Raw genomic sequence first — 16908 nt, 5'->3', positions numbered from 1 at the left:
ACGGTTTTTGCTTGTATTACATGTAAGGAAGGGAGATTGTATGTAAGGAATCTGTACTCGTAATAGTATAAAATAAGCTACTATTGCATTATTAATCATAGTTGTATTTATAGCGGAACTGTAAATACATACAAATAAGTGGGTTTTTTGATTTTAAAATTCTGAATTTTCTTTTAAGTTATTAGGGGGCAATGGGATGGTTAAATATTCGAAAATTTCTAAGTGGATTCTTGGTGTTGGATTAGTGACAATAACATGTAATGGTTTGCAAATTCAAGCAGAGACAAAAGAGAAAAATGTGAAGAACGTATTACAAATGGAGCCGGTAGGAATACAGAAATCTGTTGATGAATTGGCGCACCCTTCAAAAGTACAAGAAAATGCATCTTTTACAAAACGGTTAAAATTAGCGGATTTATCGCAGCGTCCACTAGCACCAACCGATAATATTAAACCGTTAGCTGAAGAAAAAAAGTATTCGATGGCTGAGTTAAATCAATTAAATAACAAACAATTAACTGATCTTCTTGTGACAATTAAATGGTATCAAATTCCGGAATTATTTCAGTTTAATAGTGATAGTCTTAAATTCTATCAAGATGATAGCCGAATGCAAGCAATTATTAATAAACTAGCAGAACAAGGACAAGCTTATACGAAAGATGATTCAAAAGGGATTGAAACATTAGTAGAAGCTCTACGTGCAGCATTTTATTTAGGTTTTTACCATGATGAATTAAGCAAACTAAATGAGCGTAGCTACCATGATAAATGTTTACCAGCTTTAAAAACAATTGCAAAAAATCCAAATTTCAAACTTGGTACATCAGAACAAAATAAAGTAATTGCATCATATGGAAAATTAATTGGAAATGCATCAGCAGATGTTGAAACGGTTTTATATGCAGGTGAAATTTTTAAACAATATAATGATAATCTTGCGACTTTCATTGAAGACCGAACAAAAGGAGACGCTATATATGAGTTGATGAAGGGAATTGACTTTGATATTCAGACGGATATGTACACGACTGGAAAAGAGCCAAAAGATACGATGTGGTTTCGGAATATCGATAACTTTATTAATGAAGTAAATCGTTTTGCACTACTTGGTACAGTAACAAATAAAAACGGATGGTTAATTAATAATGGAATTTATTATGCTGGCCGATTGGGCAAGCTTCATAGCACGCCGACAAAAGGACAACAAGTTGTTACAGATGCAATGCGAATTTATCCATATTTAGGAGAGCAATACTTTGTTGCGGCAGAACAAATTACTACAAATTATGGAGGAATAGATGCGAATGGAAAAACTGTAAATTTAGATCAAATTCGAGAAGAAGGTAAAAAGAAATATTTACCGAAAACGTACACGTTTGATGATGGAGCAATTGTCTTTAAAGCTGGGGATAAAGTTAGCGAAGAGAAAATTAAACGTCTATACTGGGCGGCAAAAGAGGTGCGTTCTCAATTTTATCGTACAGTTGGTAGCGATAAACCACTTGAAAGTGGACATGCTGATGATGTGTTAACGATGGTTATTTATAATAGCCCAGATGAGTATCAATTTAATCGTCAACTGTACGGATATGAAACGAATAATGGTGGGATTTATATTGAAGGGACAGGGACTTTCTTTACATATGAACGTACACCAGAGCAAAGTATTTATAGTCTGGAAGAATTGTTCCGCCATGAATTTACGCACTACTTACAGGGAAGGTACGAAGTTCAGGGATTATGGGGACAAGGAGAAATGTATCAAAATGAACGTTTAACATGGTTTGAAGAAGGAAACGCAGAGTTCTTTGCAGGTGCAACGCGATTAGATAGTGTAGTACCGCGAAAAAGTATAATTGGTGGGTTATCTAATGATCCTGCAAAACGTTATACAGCATCACAAACATTAAATGCGAAATATGGAACGTGGGATTTTTATAATTATTCGTTTGCGCTGCAATCATATATGTATAATAAGCGCCCTGAAATGTTCGATAAAGTGCATGATTTGATTCGCGCAAATGATGTTTCAAGTTACGATGCATACCGTGCTACATTAAGCAAAGATAATAAGTTAAATGAAGAATATCAATCTTATATGCAAATGCTTATTGATAATCGCGATAAGTATACAATCCCACAAGTATCAGATGAGTATTTAACTCAGCATGATCCAAAATCGCTTTCGGACATTACTTCAGATATTACGAATGAAGCGAAATTAAAAGATGTGAAAGTAACAAAGAATAAATCACAATTCTTTAATACATTTACACTACAGGGGACATATACAGGAAGTGCGGCTAAAGGAGAAGTTGAGGACTGGAAAATGATGAATGAAGCAACAAATGATATGTTGAAACGTCTTTCAGGAAAAGAGTGGACTGGATATAAAACATTGACTGCTTATTTTGTAAATTACCGTGTAAATAATGCTGGGCAATATGAATATGATGTTGTGTTTAGCGGAGTGAATACGGAAGAAGGTACGGCTGTAGAAAAAGAACCAAATAATTCATTTGAAACAGCAAACCCACTATCTTTGAATATTTTGTTAAGAGGAACCTTGAGCGATCAAGATCAGGGGGATAAATTTGTTATTGATGTAAAGGATCAAAAAGATTTACAAATTTCTGTTACGAACGAACAAAATCTTGGACTGAACTGGGTATTATATTCTGAATCAGATCTAAATAATTATGTAGCTTATGCAACAAAACGTGATGGAAACAAATTGCTTGGAAATTATAATGCAAAGCCAGGGAAATATTACTTAAGTGTATATAAGTATGGTGGTGGAACAGGGAATTATACGGTACAAGTAAAATAGTTTACTATAATTCATTTTGAAAGGAAACTTATTACATTTTTAGCGAAATAAAGTATGTAATGTTAAAAATTAAACTATATCAATATATCCCTGTTCTAATTATAGAACAGGGATATATTGGCTTTATATTTTTAAATTAAATAATCTCATTGGATTTTGACAAGAAAATAATTAATATAGATTTGAATTCTCATTCGTAAAGCATGTTTTAATCTTCTTAATGGTCTTTCATTTTTGTCTCAATGCTTGTTTTCAAATCAGTTGATACTCGATTGAAATACCCCAAAACGACCTCCCTAATATCATCAGAGATAACTTTCAAATCACTAGCTAAGTTTTTAGCAAGATGTTCTTTTTCAATCGGTTTTAACTTCGTATAAAATTCAGTAGGCTGCGTAAAGTCATCCTGTTTCGTAATAGAAGTTCTTTCAAGTTTACCTTCAACGTATCTTCCGTCACCGCTCGTTATTTGATTAGCAGGCGTCCAATTTTGCTGTTTGTTAATTGCCAATTTGCGAAATTCGGAACCAATTCTTCTTCTTTGAGAATCACTGTAAATGTTAGCACGCCCTTGCAGCATTTTATCATCTGATAGTTCTGCACCGTCTAGTAAATTAGAAGGGGAGAAGGCGACTTTTTCTACTTGCTCCATATAATTTTCAGGATTTTTATTTAATACCATTTTGCCTACTGGTATAAGAGGATACTTCTTTTCATCCCATACTTTTGTATCATCTAAAGGGTCATAAGAAAGATGTGCTTCATCTTTCGGATCCATGAGCTGGACATATAAACCGTATTCTACTGGTTTACCATTTGCAATTGCATCATATAAATCTTTCCCGCTATAATCAGGGTTTTCAGCAGCCAGTTTATTCGCTTCCTCACTAGTAATGTATTGAACACCTTCAAAGGGGTACCAATGATACTTTACATACTTTCGATGACCTTCTGCATTTCTCCATACATATGTATTAACACTATGTCCTGGGATGTGGCGAAGACTTTTGGCCGTACCAGCATCAGAATATAAATGGACAACGAAATGAATGGATTCAGGCGCTCTAGCGACAAAGCTCCAAAATCTATTAGGGTCTATTAAGTTATTTATAGGTGAAGGTAACAACGCTTGAATCGTTTCAGGGAAACGAATCGGATCACGAACGGAAAAGACAGGGATGTGATTACATAAAAGATCGAAAATGCCTTCTTCTGTATAAAACTTTGTAGAAAAACCGCGTACATTTCTAGAAGTGTCAGGTGTTCCTTTCGTACTAACGGCTAATGAAAATCGCACCATAACAGGAACTCTCGCATTAGAATTTTGTAAAAAACGTAGTTTAGTATGTTCAGACATTGGATAGATCGTTTGAAAATAACCGAACGCACCAAATCCTTTTACATGAACAGGTCTTTCTAAAATTTTTTCGTGAATAAATTCTTGTAGCGTCTCGTGAAGTACACTATCTTGCTTTAGAACAGGTCCACGTGAACCAACTGTTTGTGAGTGAAGTATAGCTTGTTCATTACGTTCTCTATTTTCATTAAAGTCATTCCCTAGTAAAGATTGCCCCTGTTTATCATAGTTTTCATCCATCTATATAGCCTCCAAATCTTTTTTGTCCATTGTTACTAAATATGATTTCATAGCCTTGATTATGTATGACAAGCACAGTCCAAAATGGTAACAGACCGCTAGATGAAAAAAATGCACATGTAGTGGACCTGTTGAAATAGAAGAAATTATGGAAAAATGAATATCGGGAAGAAAATTACTATGAAAATTTCAATCTAAAAAATGAATTTATACATGACTTTATAGAGAATGAACATAAATAAACAGGGAAAATAACTAGGAGGAATATAAAATGTCGGATTGGTTTCAATTAGATAAAGAATATATGATGTCTACGTATTGTCGTACGAAGGTTGCGATAGAAAGAGGAGAAGGTTGCAAACTATACGATGTGGATGGTAAAGAATATGTAGATTTATTTTCTGGTGTCGGAGTGAATCTATTAGGATACAATCACCCGAAAATCGTGCAAATGACAATGGAACAAGTTACGAAATCGTTGCATCTTCCATTTCATTTTTTAAATCCAGTTGCGATTGAGTATGCAAAGAAATTAGTTGACTGCTCTTTAAAAAACGGAAAGGTCTTTTTTACAAACTCTGGTACGGAAGCGACAGAAACGACATTAAAATTAATTGATAAATATAGAGCTAATACGGGAGAGGAACGTGAAGGAATCGTAGTGCTGAAGAATAGTTTCCATGGGCGTACGTTAGGAGCACTTCATTTTACGAGACAAGAAAGTGTATATCAAAATTTCCCTAAAACATCGATTCCGGTATATGAAGTAGAGCGTGAGAATATAGAGCAATTAGAAGAAACCATTATTAAAGAAAATCCAATTGCGATTATGCTAGAGCCTGTATTAGGAAGCGGGGGGATATACCCCTTATCAAGTGAATATTTAAATGGTGTTCAAAACTTATGTGATAAATATAATGTCATTCTTATCGTTGATGAAGTTCAAAGTGGTATGGGGAGAACTGGTAAACTATTTGCTTATCAAAATTTCAATATTACTCCGGATATTATTCAAATTGGTAAGGGAGCAGGAGGCGGGATACCGCTTGGCGGAATTATTGTAGGTGAAAAGTTATGTGATGTATTTGCACCAGGAGATCACGGCACAACGTTTGCTCATTCTTCAATGGGAACCGCTTTAGGGTTAACGGTATTAAACACATTGATTGACGATGGTTTAATGCAAGAAGCGTATGAAACGTCACACTATCTAAATGATAAATTGCAAGAAATTCAGAAAGAAAATTCTTATTATATTCAGGAAGTACGCCATGCTGGTATGATGTTTGGAATTAGTTTGAATGATACGAATGAAAATGTAAAGAAATTACAGATTGAGTTAATGAATAAAGGGATGTTAGTCGATGTAACACAAGGGAATATTATTCGATTACTTCCGCCGTATATTATTACGAAAGAGGAAATTGACGCATTCACTTATGAGTTTATTTCCTGTGTTCATAACATAGCTGCTACAGCAAGTATTTAAAAAAATATAAAAAATATAAAAAGCTGAAAAAGCCGCTAAAATAGCGGCTTTTTCAGCTTTTTAAAATAGTAAATTACTTAACATAGAGAGCATCTCATTGGACAAATAATTAATTATGTGAAACAATAATAACAGATAAGGAGACGTTAATTTTCCTTAAGTGCTTCGAATTAATTTTATTCAATAAGAGAAGGTGTGCTTAAAGAAGTTAAATTAAATAAGGAGCTGTTTTATTATATGCAACAAAATAATGATTTAAATTTTGAACCTCAAGACGTTAATATTGTCAATCCTAAACAAGCCAGGAAAGCAGTAATTGCTACTGGTATAGGGAACGCAATGGAGTGGTTTGACTTCGGATTATACGCGTATTTAGCGGTTATTTTAAGTCAATTATTCTTCTCAGGTGTTGATAATAGTGGATTGCAGCTTGTACTTACATTCGGTACATTTGCAGCAGCCTTTCTCGTTCGACCAATCGGAGGTGTATTCTTTGGTAGAATAGGAGATAAGTACGGCCGAAAAATCGTGTTAAGTACTACTATTATTTTAATGGCACTTTCTACATTATTCATCGCATTACTACCAACCTATGAACAAATTGGTGTATGGGCACCAATACTACTTTTAGTTGCCCGAATGATTCAAGGCTTCTCTACAGGCGGCGAATATTCAGGTGCAATGGTTTATATCGCAGAATCTTCTCCAGATAAAAAGCGTGGTATACTCGGTAGTGGTCTTGAAATTGGAACACTCTCAGGTTACATTGCTGCATCGGTAATTGTTACCATTTTGACGTTATTGTTAACAGATGAGCAAATGCTCAGCTGGGGATGGCGTATTCCGTTCTTAGTAGCTGCACCAATTGGTTTGGTCGGTTTATACTTACGCCGTCATCTAGATGAATCTCCAATCTTTGAAGAGATGGAAAAAGCACAAGAGGAATCTGAAGACAATGAACAATTTTCATTTATGGATATTATTAAATATCACAAAAAAGACTTCTTATTAAGCACAGTAATTGTCGCCTTCTTTAATATTACAAATTATATGATTCTTTCGTATATTCCTTCTTATCTAACTCAAGTACTTAAAGTCGAAGAAACAACAGGCTTATTAATTATTTCTATTACGATGGCACTTATGATTCCACTAGCACTATATTTCGGTAAGTTAAGTGATAAAATTGGTAATAAACGCGTTGTGCAAATTGGTTTACTTGGTTTAACTGTATTTGCAATTCCAGCATTTTTACTAATAGGTAACGGACATATTGCAGCTATATTTGCAGGTATTTTCGTACTAGGTTTCTTCTTAAGTGTATATGAAGGAACATTACCTTCATTATTACCATCACTCTTTTTCACCGATGTACGTTATCGAGCACTTTCGATCTCATTTAATATTTCTGTATCGATATTCGGTGGAACAACACCACTTGTATGTTCATACTTAGTTCATGCAACTGGTAACCCGCTCGCACCGGCATTTTATTTAGCAGGTGTAAGTATTATTGGATTAGTTGTATTTAGTGTACTATTTGTTACGACTTCAGGGCGTGCGCTAAAAGGTTCATATCCTACAGTAGAAACGAAAAAAGAAGCACACCTAATCGCTAAAGAAGACCCTGAAGAAACACTTTGGTGGCATGAAGAGTCATTAGAAATTGAAGCAGGGAAGAATGCTTCCATTTAAAAAGTAACGTAGAAGTATAAAAAGACTCCTATGAATAAATAACGGGTTCAGTTACGGGAGAGAAAATATAAAATAACAAACAAAAAAGGGATGTAAATCACATATGATTTAGCATCCCTTTTTATATTGTTATTAAAATGTTTAAGCACTTTTATGTACTCTTGCTATTTTATATACTAAAACCATTGCTAAATTGGTTGTCTAGAAAGACCTTTAATGATAGCTCGTGGAGATGGTAAAAGTTATATCTATTCTAATTTTAATCCAAAATACGCACAAATGACTCTAACGATAATTCGAACCCATTATAACTTTTGTATGCCATTTACCACAAACGAAGGGAAAAAGAAAACAGTAAAAACATCAGTTTAACGATTGGGTATTATTGGAAAATCGTTTGATTTAAAAGATATAATTTAATTTAGATAGTTCACTCAAATAATGGTGGACTATATTTTTTTTAAAAGGTAAATGGAAATTTATGTTAAAATAATGATAGAGATTGTGAAAAAATGTTCTTAAACTAACGGTCAGGTTACTTTAAGCAGGATTTTTCAAAGGAAATGGTGAATATCATATTTTGAAGGGGTGGTTGCAGTGAAGTAAGTGATTTTTTTTATCTTGGTTAAATACTTTGAAGAAAGGGATTTATAACTATGAACACAAAACTAATAATAGTAGAAGGTTTACCTGGGTTTGGAAAATCAACCACTGCAAAGCTAATAAATGAAATTCTAAGCCAAAATAAAATTGAAGTTGAACTATTTTTAGAGGGAAATTTGAACCATCCAGCCGACTATGATGGTGTATCTTGTTTTAATAAATTTGAATTTGATAGATTATTATCTAACAGTGGAGATTTTAAAGAAGTGCTTCTTAAAAGAGTTCTAAAAAAAGGAAACAATTATTTATTACCATACAGAAAGATAAAAAATGAGTTTGGTGATCAGTTTTCGGACGAATTATTTAACGATATTTCAAAAAACGATATATATGAATTTCCATTCGATAAAAATGTTGAACTAATTGCTGACAAATGGAATGACTTTACTGAAAGTGCTCTAGACGACAATAAGGTTTATATCTTTGAATGTTGTTTCATACAAAACTCATTAACTATTGGGATGATTAAATATGGTGAACAAAAAGAAAAAATAATAAATTATGTAATGAAAGTTGCAAAAATCATAGAGAATTTAAATCCAATGTTATTGTATGTAGAACAAGATAATCTTGAATTTTCATTTAGGAAGGCACTAAAAGAAAGAACTCCAGAATGGTCCACAGGAATCGTCGACTATTACACTAACCAAGGCTATGGGAAAGAACATAACCATTCAGGTGTAGAAGGAGCGATAAAAGTTCTTGAAGCTAGAAGGAATTTAGAATTAGAAATATTCGATATGTTAAAAATGAAAAAAGAAAAAATCAATAATACAAAATATGAAATTGACTCATATAGCTCAATGTTAAAAGATAAGTTAACAATACAAATGGTGAAATAGCTTTTTGCACTAACTGGTACTTTAGTTGAAGAAGGAAATAAAAACGCTCAGAATATTTTCTGAGCGTTTTAGTTTGCTATTTATAATGCGAAATACATACAAATTATTGTGTTATTTCTAATGGTTATTAGCATTTTTCTCTCCCTAAACTGAGCACATGAATGAAAAAATAGGAGTCTTTTGTTGTCTTATTTCTTTCTTTTCTTCAAATGTTTTTGATATGCATAAAGCTTATGAATCTCTTCCTTAAATTCATGCAGAAGTACAGTGTTTTCACCATTTGAATAACGCACAGTATTATAAGCGTCTATAATAATATCACTTTGAATATTTACATCTTCTTCATCGTTTATTCTTTCTAGCCAAGCCTCAACAGTTTCTCCCCGTTTTCTATTTAAAGGAGGGGTTAACTTACTCTCTAGCTTGAAAATTTCTTTCCGAATTTCGTTATGTGGAGGTTTATTTCGTTTAAAACGATTTTGGCTCATTCCTTCTTTATCAGTAATGATAGTAGATTCGAAGGCGGGCATATTTGGTAAACTGAATTGTTTTCGTCTTTTTATTATTTTCCAAACAACGTAAATAGCAATGGTTGTACATACTATTATGGTAATGCTATTTATGAGAGTTGGATCAAAGGCACGCTGTCCAAACTCATCCTTAATTTGAGGATCCTTTAACTTCCCTTTATTCGACCAAAAATCATCAGTTTCTTTTAATTCAGCTGCTGAAAATAACGGATTGATAGCGTATCCGAATCCTAATGCAACTGTTTCTATGATATACGAAAAAATAAGTCGAATGAAAGGAAACACTTGAACAAGTACTATACTCATTACACCAATGGTAATGATGGAAGTGAAACGTAATAACTGTTGATTCCGATTTGCCCCAGTTAACCAAAATGTAATCATAATGTGTATAACTAATAGTAACAGCTTCCACAAAGGTGGAAAGGGCGCATAAAATATGGCTGAAATACTAAACCAAACAATACCGCCTAACGATTTTTGTACCGGATATCCTGGTCCGATTACATGTACGATAAAGAAGAAAAGCGGTAACATAATTGTGCCGAATAGAGAGAATGGGAGAAGGAAAGAACAACCGATTATTTGAGTAATGAACAGTATGACAAATCCTGTTGTTTTTTTCTTCATGAATTTATGAATAAGAAATACGCCTACATAGCCTGTTGCTAAAAATATGGAAATAGCAACAAGGTCATCCCTTTCTGTTAATAATGAAAGGAGGAGAAGCAAAATAAAGTCATTAACGTGATAGAGCCAAGTTTTCAACCGATTCCACCATCCCTTCGCTATTAATGAGGAACGTTGGCTGCGAGAGAAGAGGGGGTTCATTTCTTTGTAAACCAATGTATATCATTGTAGACGATCGCTCTCTCTTTCTCGTTACATAATGAAGGAATCCTTGTTTCGGAAGTAACGTACTATCATCTGAAATACGTGCTAATTCTTCTAAAGCTTTTGCATATTGCGTTTGCCCTTCATGTAACGATAAATGTAATGCACCACCTTCTGCTAATACACTAATAAATAATTCAAACGGTATGTGATGCTTCGTTGCATATTGGCAAATGTATGTTGCGAATGAAATTAAATCTTCAACATTATCTTTCCAACCAAACCCGCGATCGGCAGCTAAAGAAAGACAAATCGTCCAACTATAATTTTTTACAGGTTCATATTGCTTCGCTTGTAATTGTTGCATTTTAGCAGATGCTTTCCAATGAATAGAGCGGAAAGACTCGCGCTCATATCGCTTTACACCGATAATAGATGTTTCATCATTGTAAAAAGAAAAATTGGTTCGATAAGATCCATTTAAAAGTTGCTGAAGTTCTTGCAAACCTGCGACTTCTTTAGGTGATGGATACACAATAATTTCAGTTTTTAACTTATCGAAAACGGGTAGGTGTACAGTTAATAAATGAAAAGGATCTTTTAATACACATTCAAACTGTTCAATTTGAAACACACCACGTTTCGTTGCGGTTAATGTTAAATCCCACTTTTGTGCCGAATGTGCAGGTTGTGAAAATGGAAAAGAGAATAACGTTTTTGATATTTGTTCAATTCCTTGATCTTTATGCTGTATAAGAGACGAATCTAAATGAAAATAACAAACACCATTAACGAGTGGTATGTTTGCACCATTTTTTAAATGAATAAAAAACTGTCCAGATTCATCAGGGAAAAGCCGAGTTGTTTGTTTTTCGTTAATTACTTGGAATTTTTTCTCTATGTAAGCGACATATTTATAAATGAAAATCGCAAATAAATAATAGGAGAAAAAGAGAAACATAATGATTCGTTGCGGCATAAAAAACGTAAATAGTATAGCGCCTGGCACAGTTAGTTGAATAATATGGAGTTGAAAAAATAAAGGTACAGTTAAAACGCGCTGTCCATTCATGCTTGCTCAATCTCCACAGGTACGTCAATTTCTTTTAAAATACTTTGCATAATATCATTTTTTGTCGTGCGTAAAGCACCTTCCATTGATAAGACAATACGGTGATTCCAAACAGAAGGAGCTAAAAATTGTATATCTTCAGGGGTGCAATATTCTCTCCCGCGTAAGAAGGCTAATGCTTGAACTGCGCGCACTAAAGAAAGTGTGGCACGTGGGCTTACACCGTTAGCGATATAATCGTGATTTCGAGTAGCTTGCGCAAGTTTAATTATGTAATGTTCTAACGGTTCTGATATGAAAATTTCTTTTACTTGTTTCTGTGATTCTAATATATCTTCTAATGAGATAACAGGTGTGACACGTTCTAATGGTATATCGTTACGAAAACGTCGCATCATTTGTAACTCATCTTTAGGAGTAGGATAACCGATTGAAATCGTCATTAAAAAGCGATCAAGCTGTGCATCTGGAAGAGGGAAAGTCCCTTGTGATTCAATTGGGTTTTGCGTTGCAATAACAAAGAACGGTTTCGGGAGAGGAGTAGACTGTTTTTCAAGCGTCACTTGTCGCTCTTCCATCGCTTCTAACAAACTAGACTGTGTTCTCGGCATTGCACGGTTAATTTCATCTGCTAACAAAATGTTTGTCATAATTGGTCCAATTCTTAACTCAAATTCACTTGTTTTTGGGTTGAAGTATTCAATACCTGTTACATCACTTGGAAGTACATCAGGGGTGAATTGAACACGAGAAAAACTACCACCAATACTTTTTGAAATAGTTTTCGCCAGTAACGTTTTCCCAGTACCAGGCACGTCTTCGAGTAGTACATGTCCATCAGCAAGCAGTGAAACAAGCAGTAGATCAATAACATTTTCCTTACCGACAAAAACAGATCCTATGTTTTCTTTCAATTTATTTATCATATGTACCATTCCTTTCATTATAAAAGAGCTAATATTTCTATATTTTAACAAATTATTCAGAAAATTGGTATCATTTTTTAATTCAAAGAAATGGATATTTAATTATTAAATTACTCTTGCATATTTTGGAATATGATTATACAATATCGATATACGATGTATCGGAAGTCGATATATCATAAGACGATGTATCGGAGGTGGTTATAATGAATGCGAAAGCGCAAAAATATATTCCGTTAACTGAGGCGACATATTACATACTGTTGTCACTAGTGAAACCAATGCACGGATATGGAATTATGCAAATGGTAGAAGAGATGACAAATGGAGAAGTAAAACTCGGTCCTGGTACATTATACGGGAATACGACGAAATTACTTAAAGAAAAATTAATTGTTGAAGTTGCCTCTACAGATAGAAAGAAGTGCTATGAGTTAACGCCGTTTGGGAGAGAAGTGTTAGAGCTCGAGTATAACAGGTTACAGAGATCTGTAAGGAATGGGAATAGTATATTAGGGGAGTGAATGGAATATGGAGACAAAGAAGGTATTCAAACCTTTCGCGATATGGAGCTTGGAAAAAGAAGAAGCTTTTTTAAGAAAAATGCATCAAAAAGGATGGGCTTTACAAAAGTATAATGTAATGTATACGTTTAAGAAAACTGAACCGAAAGATGTAATATATAAAGCGGATTTTAGACTGGATTATAAAGATTCGAAAGAAAAACAACTAGAATATATTGATATGTATGAAATGTGTGGCTGGAAACATGTAACGAGTTTTGCGAAATGGAATTATTTCTGTAAAGAAGTAGACGAGGAAAATGAGTTACCTGATATTTATTCAGACAAAGAAACGAAGATACAAAAACTTGTTGAATTGATACAGTTCGTTGCAATTATGTTTGTAACGTTAATTCCAGTGCTTTACTTATGTTTTCTTGGAGTATCAGAATCAGGATTATATAGAGGTATGGTAGGGTTTTTAGTTTGTATATATTCATATGCGTTTATTAATTTATTTAGAAAGCTTAAAAAGTTGAAAAAGGAAATATTTTAACAAAGAGTGATATTCTTAGAGAAGATTTATGGGAATCACCTTCTCTAATTTCTATATATATTTATTTTGTTCATTCTTTTTTATATAATAAAAGACCGATTTTTTAATTCATAGAACTAACAGTTACAAAGATGATACCAGTAACAATAACTAAAAAAATCATAAATGAAGAAGAAATAATTAATAATAACGAACTAGCAATTAATATCAATTTATTAGATTTTTGATTTTTATAAAGGAAATAAAGTAAAAGACCACAAACAGTAGAAAATATCCATATAGCTAAACCGTAAGAAGTCGAGATTTTCCTCCAATCGAAGATCCAAAAGTAAAAGATGACTATGTGGCAAGTTACTAGTAGAAATGTTGATGGAAGCATTATCTTTTTATTTAAAATCATTTGTTTCACCTCAATTATGTAAATATTACCAAAAGGGTGTGGGTTTTAATATATAATAAGGAAGAAATACATCTTTAATTAACTTATTAAATGGAAAAATCCCTTATAGAAAAATCTATTTCTACAAGGGATAATAATGTTTTTATTAGAAAGACTGATTTTGCGCAGGTTTAATAAATTGTTCAGGGTTTTCAACAAGTCCGCATACAGCACATTGGACACGGTATGTAGGTCCTTGATAGGCCATATGAAAAGCATTCATCGTTTCATTTGTGTATTCTTCTTCTACTTGACCAGTTTGTGGGTTTAATTTGACTGGTTTTACTTGTTGCTCAAGAATATTAAAGCGAGTACGGTTCGTTTTACAGCTTGGACATAGCATTGGTTCCATATGTATACACCTCCATTTGTATCATTTCTTAAACTCTTTAATTTTATGCAAGCAAAAAACTTTCTCAATATAAATAGGTGTTTAATGTATTTAAAATTCAGAAAAAATAAAATATAATAAAAGTACGAACTGGTTATGTCCAAACCAAATCTCCTGTTTTATGCCAATAAGCTGGGGGGCCGAGAAATCGGCCTCATTTTTTTTGCTCATTACTACAAGGAACAAGGTTTTTGTGAGACTTTTGTCGAAATTTTAGGGATAGATATAAAGGGGATGTAAAATGGATTTGAAAATGAAGTACATCATTTTATATGTAGAAAAGTTTGAGGAATGTTTAAAATTCTATAAAGATATTTTACAGTTACCTATAAAAGCAGAGCACGGTACATATATTGAATTTAATACTGGAACTACCATTTTAGCGATGAATACGCGGCAAGATGTGAAAGAATTAACAGGACTACCGCTTACAGAAGGTGAATTATAGTCTTCTCATTTCGAATTAGGATTCGTTGTTGAGAATGTACAAGAAACGATTGAGCAATTTAGAGAACAAGGAATCAAGATTTTAGTTGAACCTATTGTAAAACCGTGGGGACAAACAATTGCCTACATTGCTGATCCAGATGGAAATTATATTGAAATTTGCAGTTCATTAGAATAGAGGGTGAAAGAGAGATGGGATTTCCGAAACTAGAAACAGAACGTTTACGACTAAGAGAACTTACACTATTAGATGCAGAAACGCTGTTCCAATATTTTTCGAAAGAATCAGTTATACGTTATTTCGGAATGGATTCTTTTGAAAATATTGAGCAAGCGAAAACAACGATTCAAACGTTTAAAAATCGTTATGAAGAGGGCAGTGTATTTCGCTGGGGAATCGAGAAAAAAGGGACAGGCCAATTAATCGGAACGTGCGGATTTCATTTAATTAATAATAATCATAAACGAGCTGAAATTGGTTATGAATTAGATGATACGTATTGGGGACAAGGATATGCATCGGAAGCATTACAAGCGATTTTAGCTTACGGATTTGAAATGTTGCAACTGATAAGAATCGCAGCGGTTGTATATGTAGAAAATAAAGCTTCTCAAAAGCTGTTAATAAAAGCAGGATTTCAAGAAGAAGGATTACTTCGAAAACATATGATTCAAAATGGAGTTGCTCATGATACCATTTTATATTCTTTATTAAAAGAAGAGTGGAAGAAGTAATGAGTACAAACGAACTTATAACGATTATGAAGAAGCATAGGGAAAATAGATTCATTTTAGGTATAGATGGTTTAAGTCGTTCAGGAAAAACAACATTCGTAGCAAATTTAAAAGAAAATATGAGACAAGAAGGCATTCCGTTTCATATTTTCCATATTGATGATCATATAGTGGAGCGTAATCGACGCTATTATACAAACCATGAAGAATGGTATGAGTATTATTGTTTACAGTGGGATATTACATACTTGAGGCAGAAGTTTTTTCAGAAGTTACAACATGAGACAAAATTGACTTTGCCTTTTTATCAAGAGGAAACAGACTCATGTGAAATGAAAAAAGTACAGATTCCTATTGTAGGCGTAATTGTTATTGAAGGAGTTTTTCTGCAGAGAAAAGAATGGAGAGATTTCTTTCATTATATGGTCTATTTGGACTGTCCAAGAGAAACAAGGTTTCTACGTGAGAGTGAAAAAACGCAGAAAAACCTTTCAAAGTTTGAAAATAGGTATTGGAAAGCAGAGGATTATTACTTAGAAATGGAATCGCCGAGGGATAGGGCGGATTTAGTCATTAAATGATTTGAACATAGAAGGTGAATAGAATGAATATTTTATGGGATTTTGATGGGACGTTATTTGATACGTATCCTGCATATACAATGATGCTTTCTGAAATATTAGGTGATTCAGTAGAAAAACAAGAAATATACAAAAACTTAAAAATATCATAATCTCATGCAATTCAGTATTATAATATTTCATGCGAGCAGGAAGAAAAGATTAAAGTTTTGAAGGGAAAATTCACGCCAAAAGATATGAAACCTTTTGCAGGTGTCGAAGAGGTTTTGAAATTTGCAGATAAAAATGTGATTATGACCCATAAACATAGGGCTGGAGTTATGGACATTTTAAAATATTATGGCTGGGAAAAATACTTTGTAGATATGGTTACAATTGACGATGGCTTTCCCCGAAAGCCGAACTCTTTAGCTTACGATCATCTGCATAAAAAATACAATATTGATTTAGCTATTGGAGATAGAGAATTAGATTTATTACCTGCAAAAGAATTAGGTATTTCAACATGTATGTTTCAAGGTAATTGTGATGTAGCGGATTATTCTTTATCGCATTACTCGCAGTTTTTTAAGGTAGTGAGTGATAGAGAGTTTTCTTTATAAAAAAAGTTATTAATAAAGACTGTATCTTTCATTTTAAAGGTACAGTCTTTATTTTTTAGAGCTATTATATACCAATTGCCGTGGATTAAAGAATGATTGTCTATCTTTAGTAAAGAAATAGTCAGGTTAGTTGTTAGATAGAAATAAATTGACAGATAAAGTGATAGTGTCCA

15 protein-coding genes and 3 pseudogenes are annotated in these 16908 nt (G+C 33.3%); 12 read left to right on the top strand and 6 right to left on the bottom strand.

The features are described from left to right. Positions 1-196 precede the first annotated feature (196 nt). On the top strand, positions 197-2833 hold the full coding sequence (colA, locus tag MHI26_RS15280) for a collagenase ColA (RefSeq protein ID WP_061666969.1): 2637 nt from the start codon (positions 197-199) through the stop codon (positions 2831-2833). Between the two features lie 217 nt (positions 2834-3050). Here the strand turns inward: colA and MHI26_RS15275 are convergent, their stop codons facing one another. Then, entirely contained in the window at positions 3051-4430 is a 1380-nt protein-coding gene (locus tag MHI26_RS15275) for a catalase (RefSeq protein ID WP_061666970.1), read from the bottom strand. A gap of 271 nt (positions 4431-4701) precedes the next feature. Here MHI26_RS15275 and MHI26_RS15270 point away from each other — a divergent pair, with 271 nt between their 5' ends. The 4 genes and pseudogenes from MHI26_RS15270 to MHI26_RS15260 all read left to right on the top strand — a co-directional run bounded on the left by MHI26_RS15270 (position 4702) and on the right by MHI26_RS15260 (position 9119). Continuing rightward, a complete protein-coding gene (locus MHI26_RS15270; RefSeq protein WP_097960322.1) occupies positions 4702-5919 on the top strand; it encodes an aspartate aminotransferase family protein in 1218 nt (405 codons plus the stop codon). A gap of 237 nt (positions 5920-6156) precedes the next feature. Continuing rightward, complete coding sequence (locus MHI26_RS15265; RefSeq protein WP_001186930.1) at positions 6157-7614, top strand: MFS transporter; 1458 nt, start codon at positions 6157-6159, stop codon at positions 7612-7614. 192 nt (positions 7615-7806) lie between these two features. Beyond that, positions 7807-7986: pseudogene (locus MHI26_RS31595) on the top strand (hypothetical protein); the annotation flags it as partial. A 284-nt stretch (positions 7987-8270) separates the two neighbouring features. Continuing rightward, entirely contained in the window at positions 8271-9119 is an 849-nt protein-coding gene (locus MHI26_RS15260; protein ID WP_340808737.1) for a hypothetical protein, read from the top strand. Between the two features lie 188 nt (positions 9120-9307). On the opposite strand, the gene MHI26_RS15255 is transcribed toward MHI26_RS15260, so the two are convergent. Genes MHI26_RS15255 through MHI26_RS15245 form a run of 3 tightly spaced genes read right to left on the bottom strand, consistent with a single transcriptional unit; the run spans position 9308 to position 12481 of the window. Next, positions 9308-10417, bottom strand: a complete 1110-nt coding sequence (locus MHI26_RS15255; protein ID WP_061667991.1) for a DUF4018 domain-containing protein — start codon at positions 10415-10417, stop codon at positions 9308-9310. Beyond that, positions 10392-11555, bottom strand: coding sequence for a DUF58 domain-containing protein (locus tag MHI26_RS15250; RefSeq protein ID WP_001014348.1), 1164 nt, complete (start codon positions 11553-11555; stop codon positions 10392-10394). Before MHI26_RS15250 ends, MHI26_RS15255 begins: the two co-directional genes overlap by 26 nt. After that, positions 11552-12481: an AAA family ATPase gene (locus tag MHI26_RS15245; protein ID WP_000608782.1), complete on the bottom strand. Its 930-nt coding sequence runs from the start codon at positions 12479-12481 to the stop codon at positions 11552-11554. Before MHI26_RS15245 ends, MHI26_RS15250 begins: the two co-directional genes overlap by 4 nt. 206 nt (positions 12482-12687) lie before the next feature. Between MHI26_RS15245 and MHI26_RS15240 the strand changes: the two genes are divergently transcribed. Both MHI26_RS15240 and MHI26_RS15235 read left to right on the top strand, forming a co-directional pair. Then, positions 12688-13005, top strand: a complete 318-nt coding sequence (locus tag MHI26_RS15240) for a PadR family transcriptional regulator (RefSeq protein WP_000991891.1) — start codon at positions 12688-12690, stop codon at positions 13003-13005. Between the two features lie 79 nt (positions 13006-13084). Further along, positions 13085-13540: a DUF2812 domain-containing protein gene (locus tag MHI26_RS15235; RefSeq protein WP_308201928.1), complete on the top strand. Its 456-nt coding sequence runs from the start codon at positions 13085-13087 to the stop codon at positions 13538-13540. A gap of 103 nt (positions 13541-13643) precedes the next feature. On the opposite strand, the gene MHI26_RS15230 is transcribed toward MHI26_RS15235, so the two are convergent. Together MHI26_RS15230 and MHI26_RS15225 are read right to left on the bottom strand one after the other, a co-directional pair. Beyond that, the gene (locus MHI26_RS15230) at positions 13644-13940 is read right to left on the bottom strand and encodes a hypothetical protein (RefSeq protein WP_080546835.1); all 297 of its coding nucleotides are present in this window, start codon (positions 13938-13940) and stop codon (positions 13644-13646) included. Positions 13941-14085: 145 nt separating this feature from the next. After that, positions 14086-14331, bottom strand: a complete 246-nt coding sequence (locus tag MHI26_RS15225) for a hypothetical protein (RefSeq protein ID WP_000433609.1) — start codon at positions 14329-14331, stop codon at positions 14086-14088. A 135-nt stretch (positions 14332-14466) separates the two neighbouring features. Between MHI26_RS15225 and MHI26_RS15220 the strand changes: the two genes are divergently transcribed. From MHI26_RS15220 to MHI26_RS15200, 5 genes and pseudogenes are all read left to right on the top strand, one after another. Beyond that, a complete protein-coding gene (locus MHI26_RS15220) occupies positions 14467-14610 on the top strand; it encodes a hypothetical protein (RefSeq protein WP_340994169.1) in 144 nt (47 codons plus the stop codon). 1 nt (position 14611) lies between these two features. After that, a pseudogene (locus MHI26_RS15215) lies at positions 14612-14995 on the top strand (VOC family protein). Between the two features lie 14 nt (positions 14996-15009). Next, a complete protein-coding gene (locus MHI26_RS15210; protein ID WP_000506677.1) occupies positions 15010-15552 on the top strand; it encodes a GNAT family N-acetyltransferase in 543 nt (180 codons plus the stop codon). Further along, positions 15552-16133, top strand: coding sequence for a kinase (locus MHI26_RS15205; RefSeq protein WP_000106118.1), 582 nt, complete (start codon positions 15552-15554; stop codon positions 16131-16133). Before MHI26_RS15210 ends, MHI26_RS15205 begins: the two co-directional genes overlap by 1 nt. A 23-nt stretch (positions 16134-16156) precedes the next feature. Continuing rightward, positions 16157-16735: pseudogene (locus tag MHI26_RS15200) on the top strand (HAD-IA family hydrolase). The last annotated feature ends 173 nt before the right edge of the window (positions 16736-16908 follow it).

Origin of the sequence: Bacillus sp. FSL K6-1218, assembly GCF_038006445.1 — a bacterium.
In the GTDB taxonomy this organism is placed as follows: domain Bacteria; phylum Bacillota; class Bacilli; order Bacillales; family Bacillaceae_G; genus Bacillus_A; species Bacillus_A thuringiensis_S.
Note: the sequence above shows the minus strand (reverse complement) of the source record. Positions and strands in the feature narration are given on the sequence as shown.

Coding starts and splice junctions, on each gene's coding strand:
- MHI26_RS15205 (WP_000106118.1), top strand. CDS start 15,552: ATGAGTACAAACGAACTTATAACGATTATGAAGAAGCATAGGGAAAAT.
- MHI26_RS15210 (WP_000506677.1), top strand. CDS start 15,010: ATGGGATTTCCGAAACTAGAAACAGAACGTTTACGACTAAGAGAACTT.
- MHI26_RS15260 (WP_340808737.1), top strand. CDS start 8,271: ATGAACACAAAACTAATAATAGTAGAAGGTTTACCTGGGTTTGGAAAA.
- colA (WP_061666969.1), top strand. CDS start 197: ATGGTTAAATATTCGAAAATTTCTAAGTGGATTCTTGGTGTTGGATTA.
- MHI26_RS15235 (WP_308201928.1), top strand. CDS start 13,085: ATGCATCAAAAAGGATGGGCTTTACAAAAGTATAATGTAATGTATACG.
- MHI26_RS15270 (WP_097960322.1), top strand. CDS start 4,702: ATGTCGGATTGGTTTCAATTAGATAAAGAATATATGATGTCTACGTAT.
- MHI26_RS15265 (WP_001186930.1), top strand. CDS start 6,157: ATGCAACAAAATAATGATTTAAATTTTGAACCTCAAGACGTTAATATT.
- MHI26_RS15240 (WP_000991891.1), top strand. CDS start 12,688: ATGAATGCGAAAGCGCAAAAATATATTCCGTTAACTGAGGCGACATAT.
- MHI26_RS15225 (WP_000433609.1), bottom strand. CDS start 14,331: ATGGAACCAATGCTATGTCCAAGCTGTAAAACGAACCGTACTCGCTTT.
- MHI26_RS15220 (WP_340994169.1), top strand. CDS start 14,467: ATGTCCAAACCAAATCTCCTGTTTTATGCCAATAAGCTGGGGGGCCGA.
- MHI26_RS15250 (WP_001014348.1), bottom strand. CDS start 11,555: ATGAATGGACAGCGCGTTTTAACTGTACCTTTATTTTTTCAACTCCAT.
- MHI26_RS15275 (WP_061666970.1), bottom strand. CDS start 4,430: ATGGATGAAAACTATGATAAACAGGGGCAATCTTTACTAGGGAATGAC.
- MHI26_RS15230 (WP_080546835.1), bottom strand. CDS start 13,940: ATGATTTTAAATAAAAAGATAATGCTTCCATCAACATTTCTACTAGTA.
- MHI26_RS15245 (WP_000608782.1), bottom strand. CDS start 12,481: ATGATAAATAAATTGAAAGAAAACATAGGATCTGTTTTTGTCGGTAAG.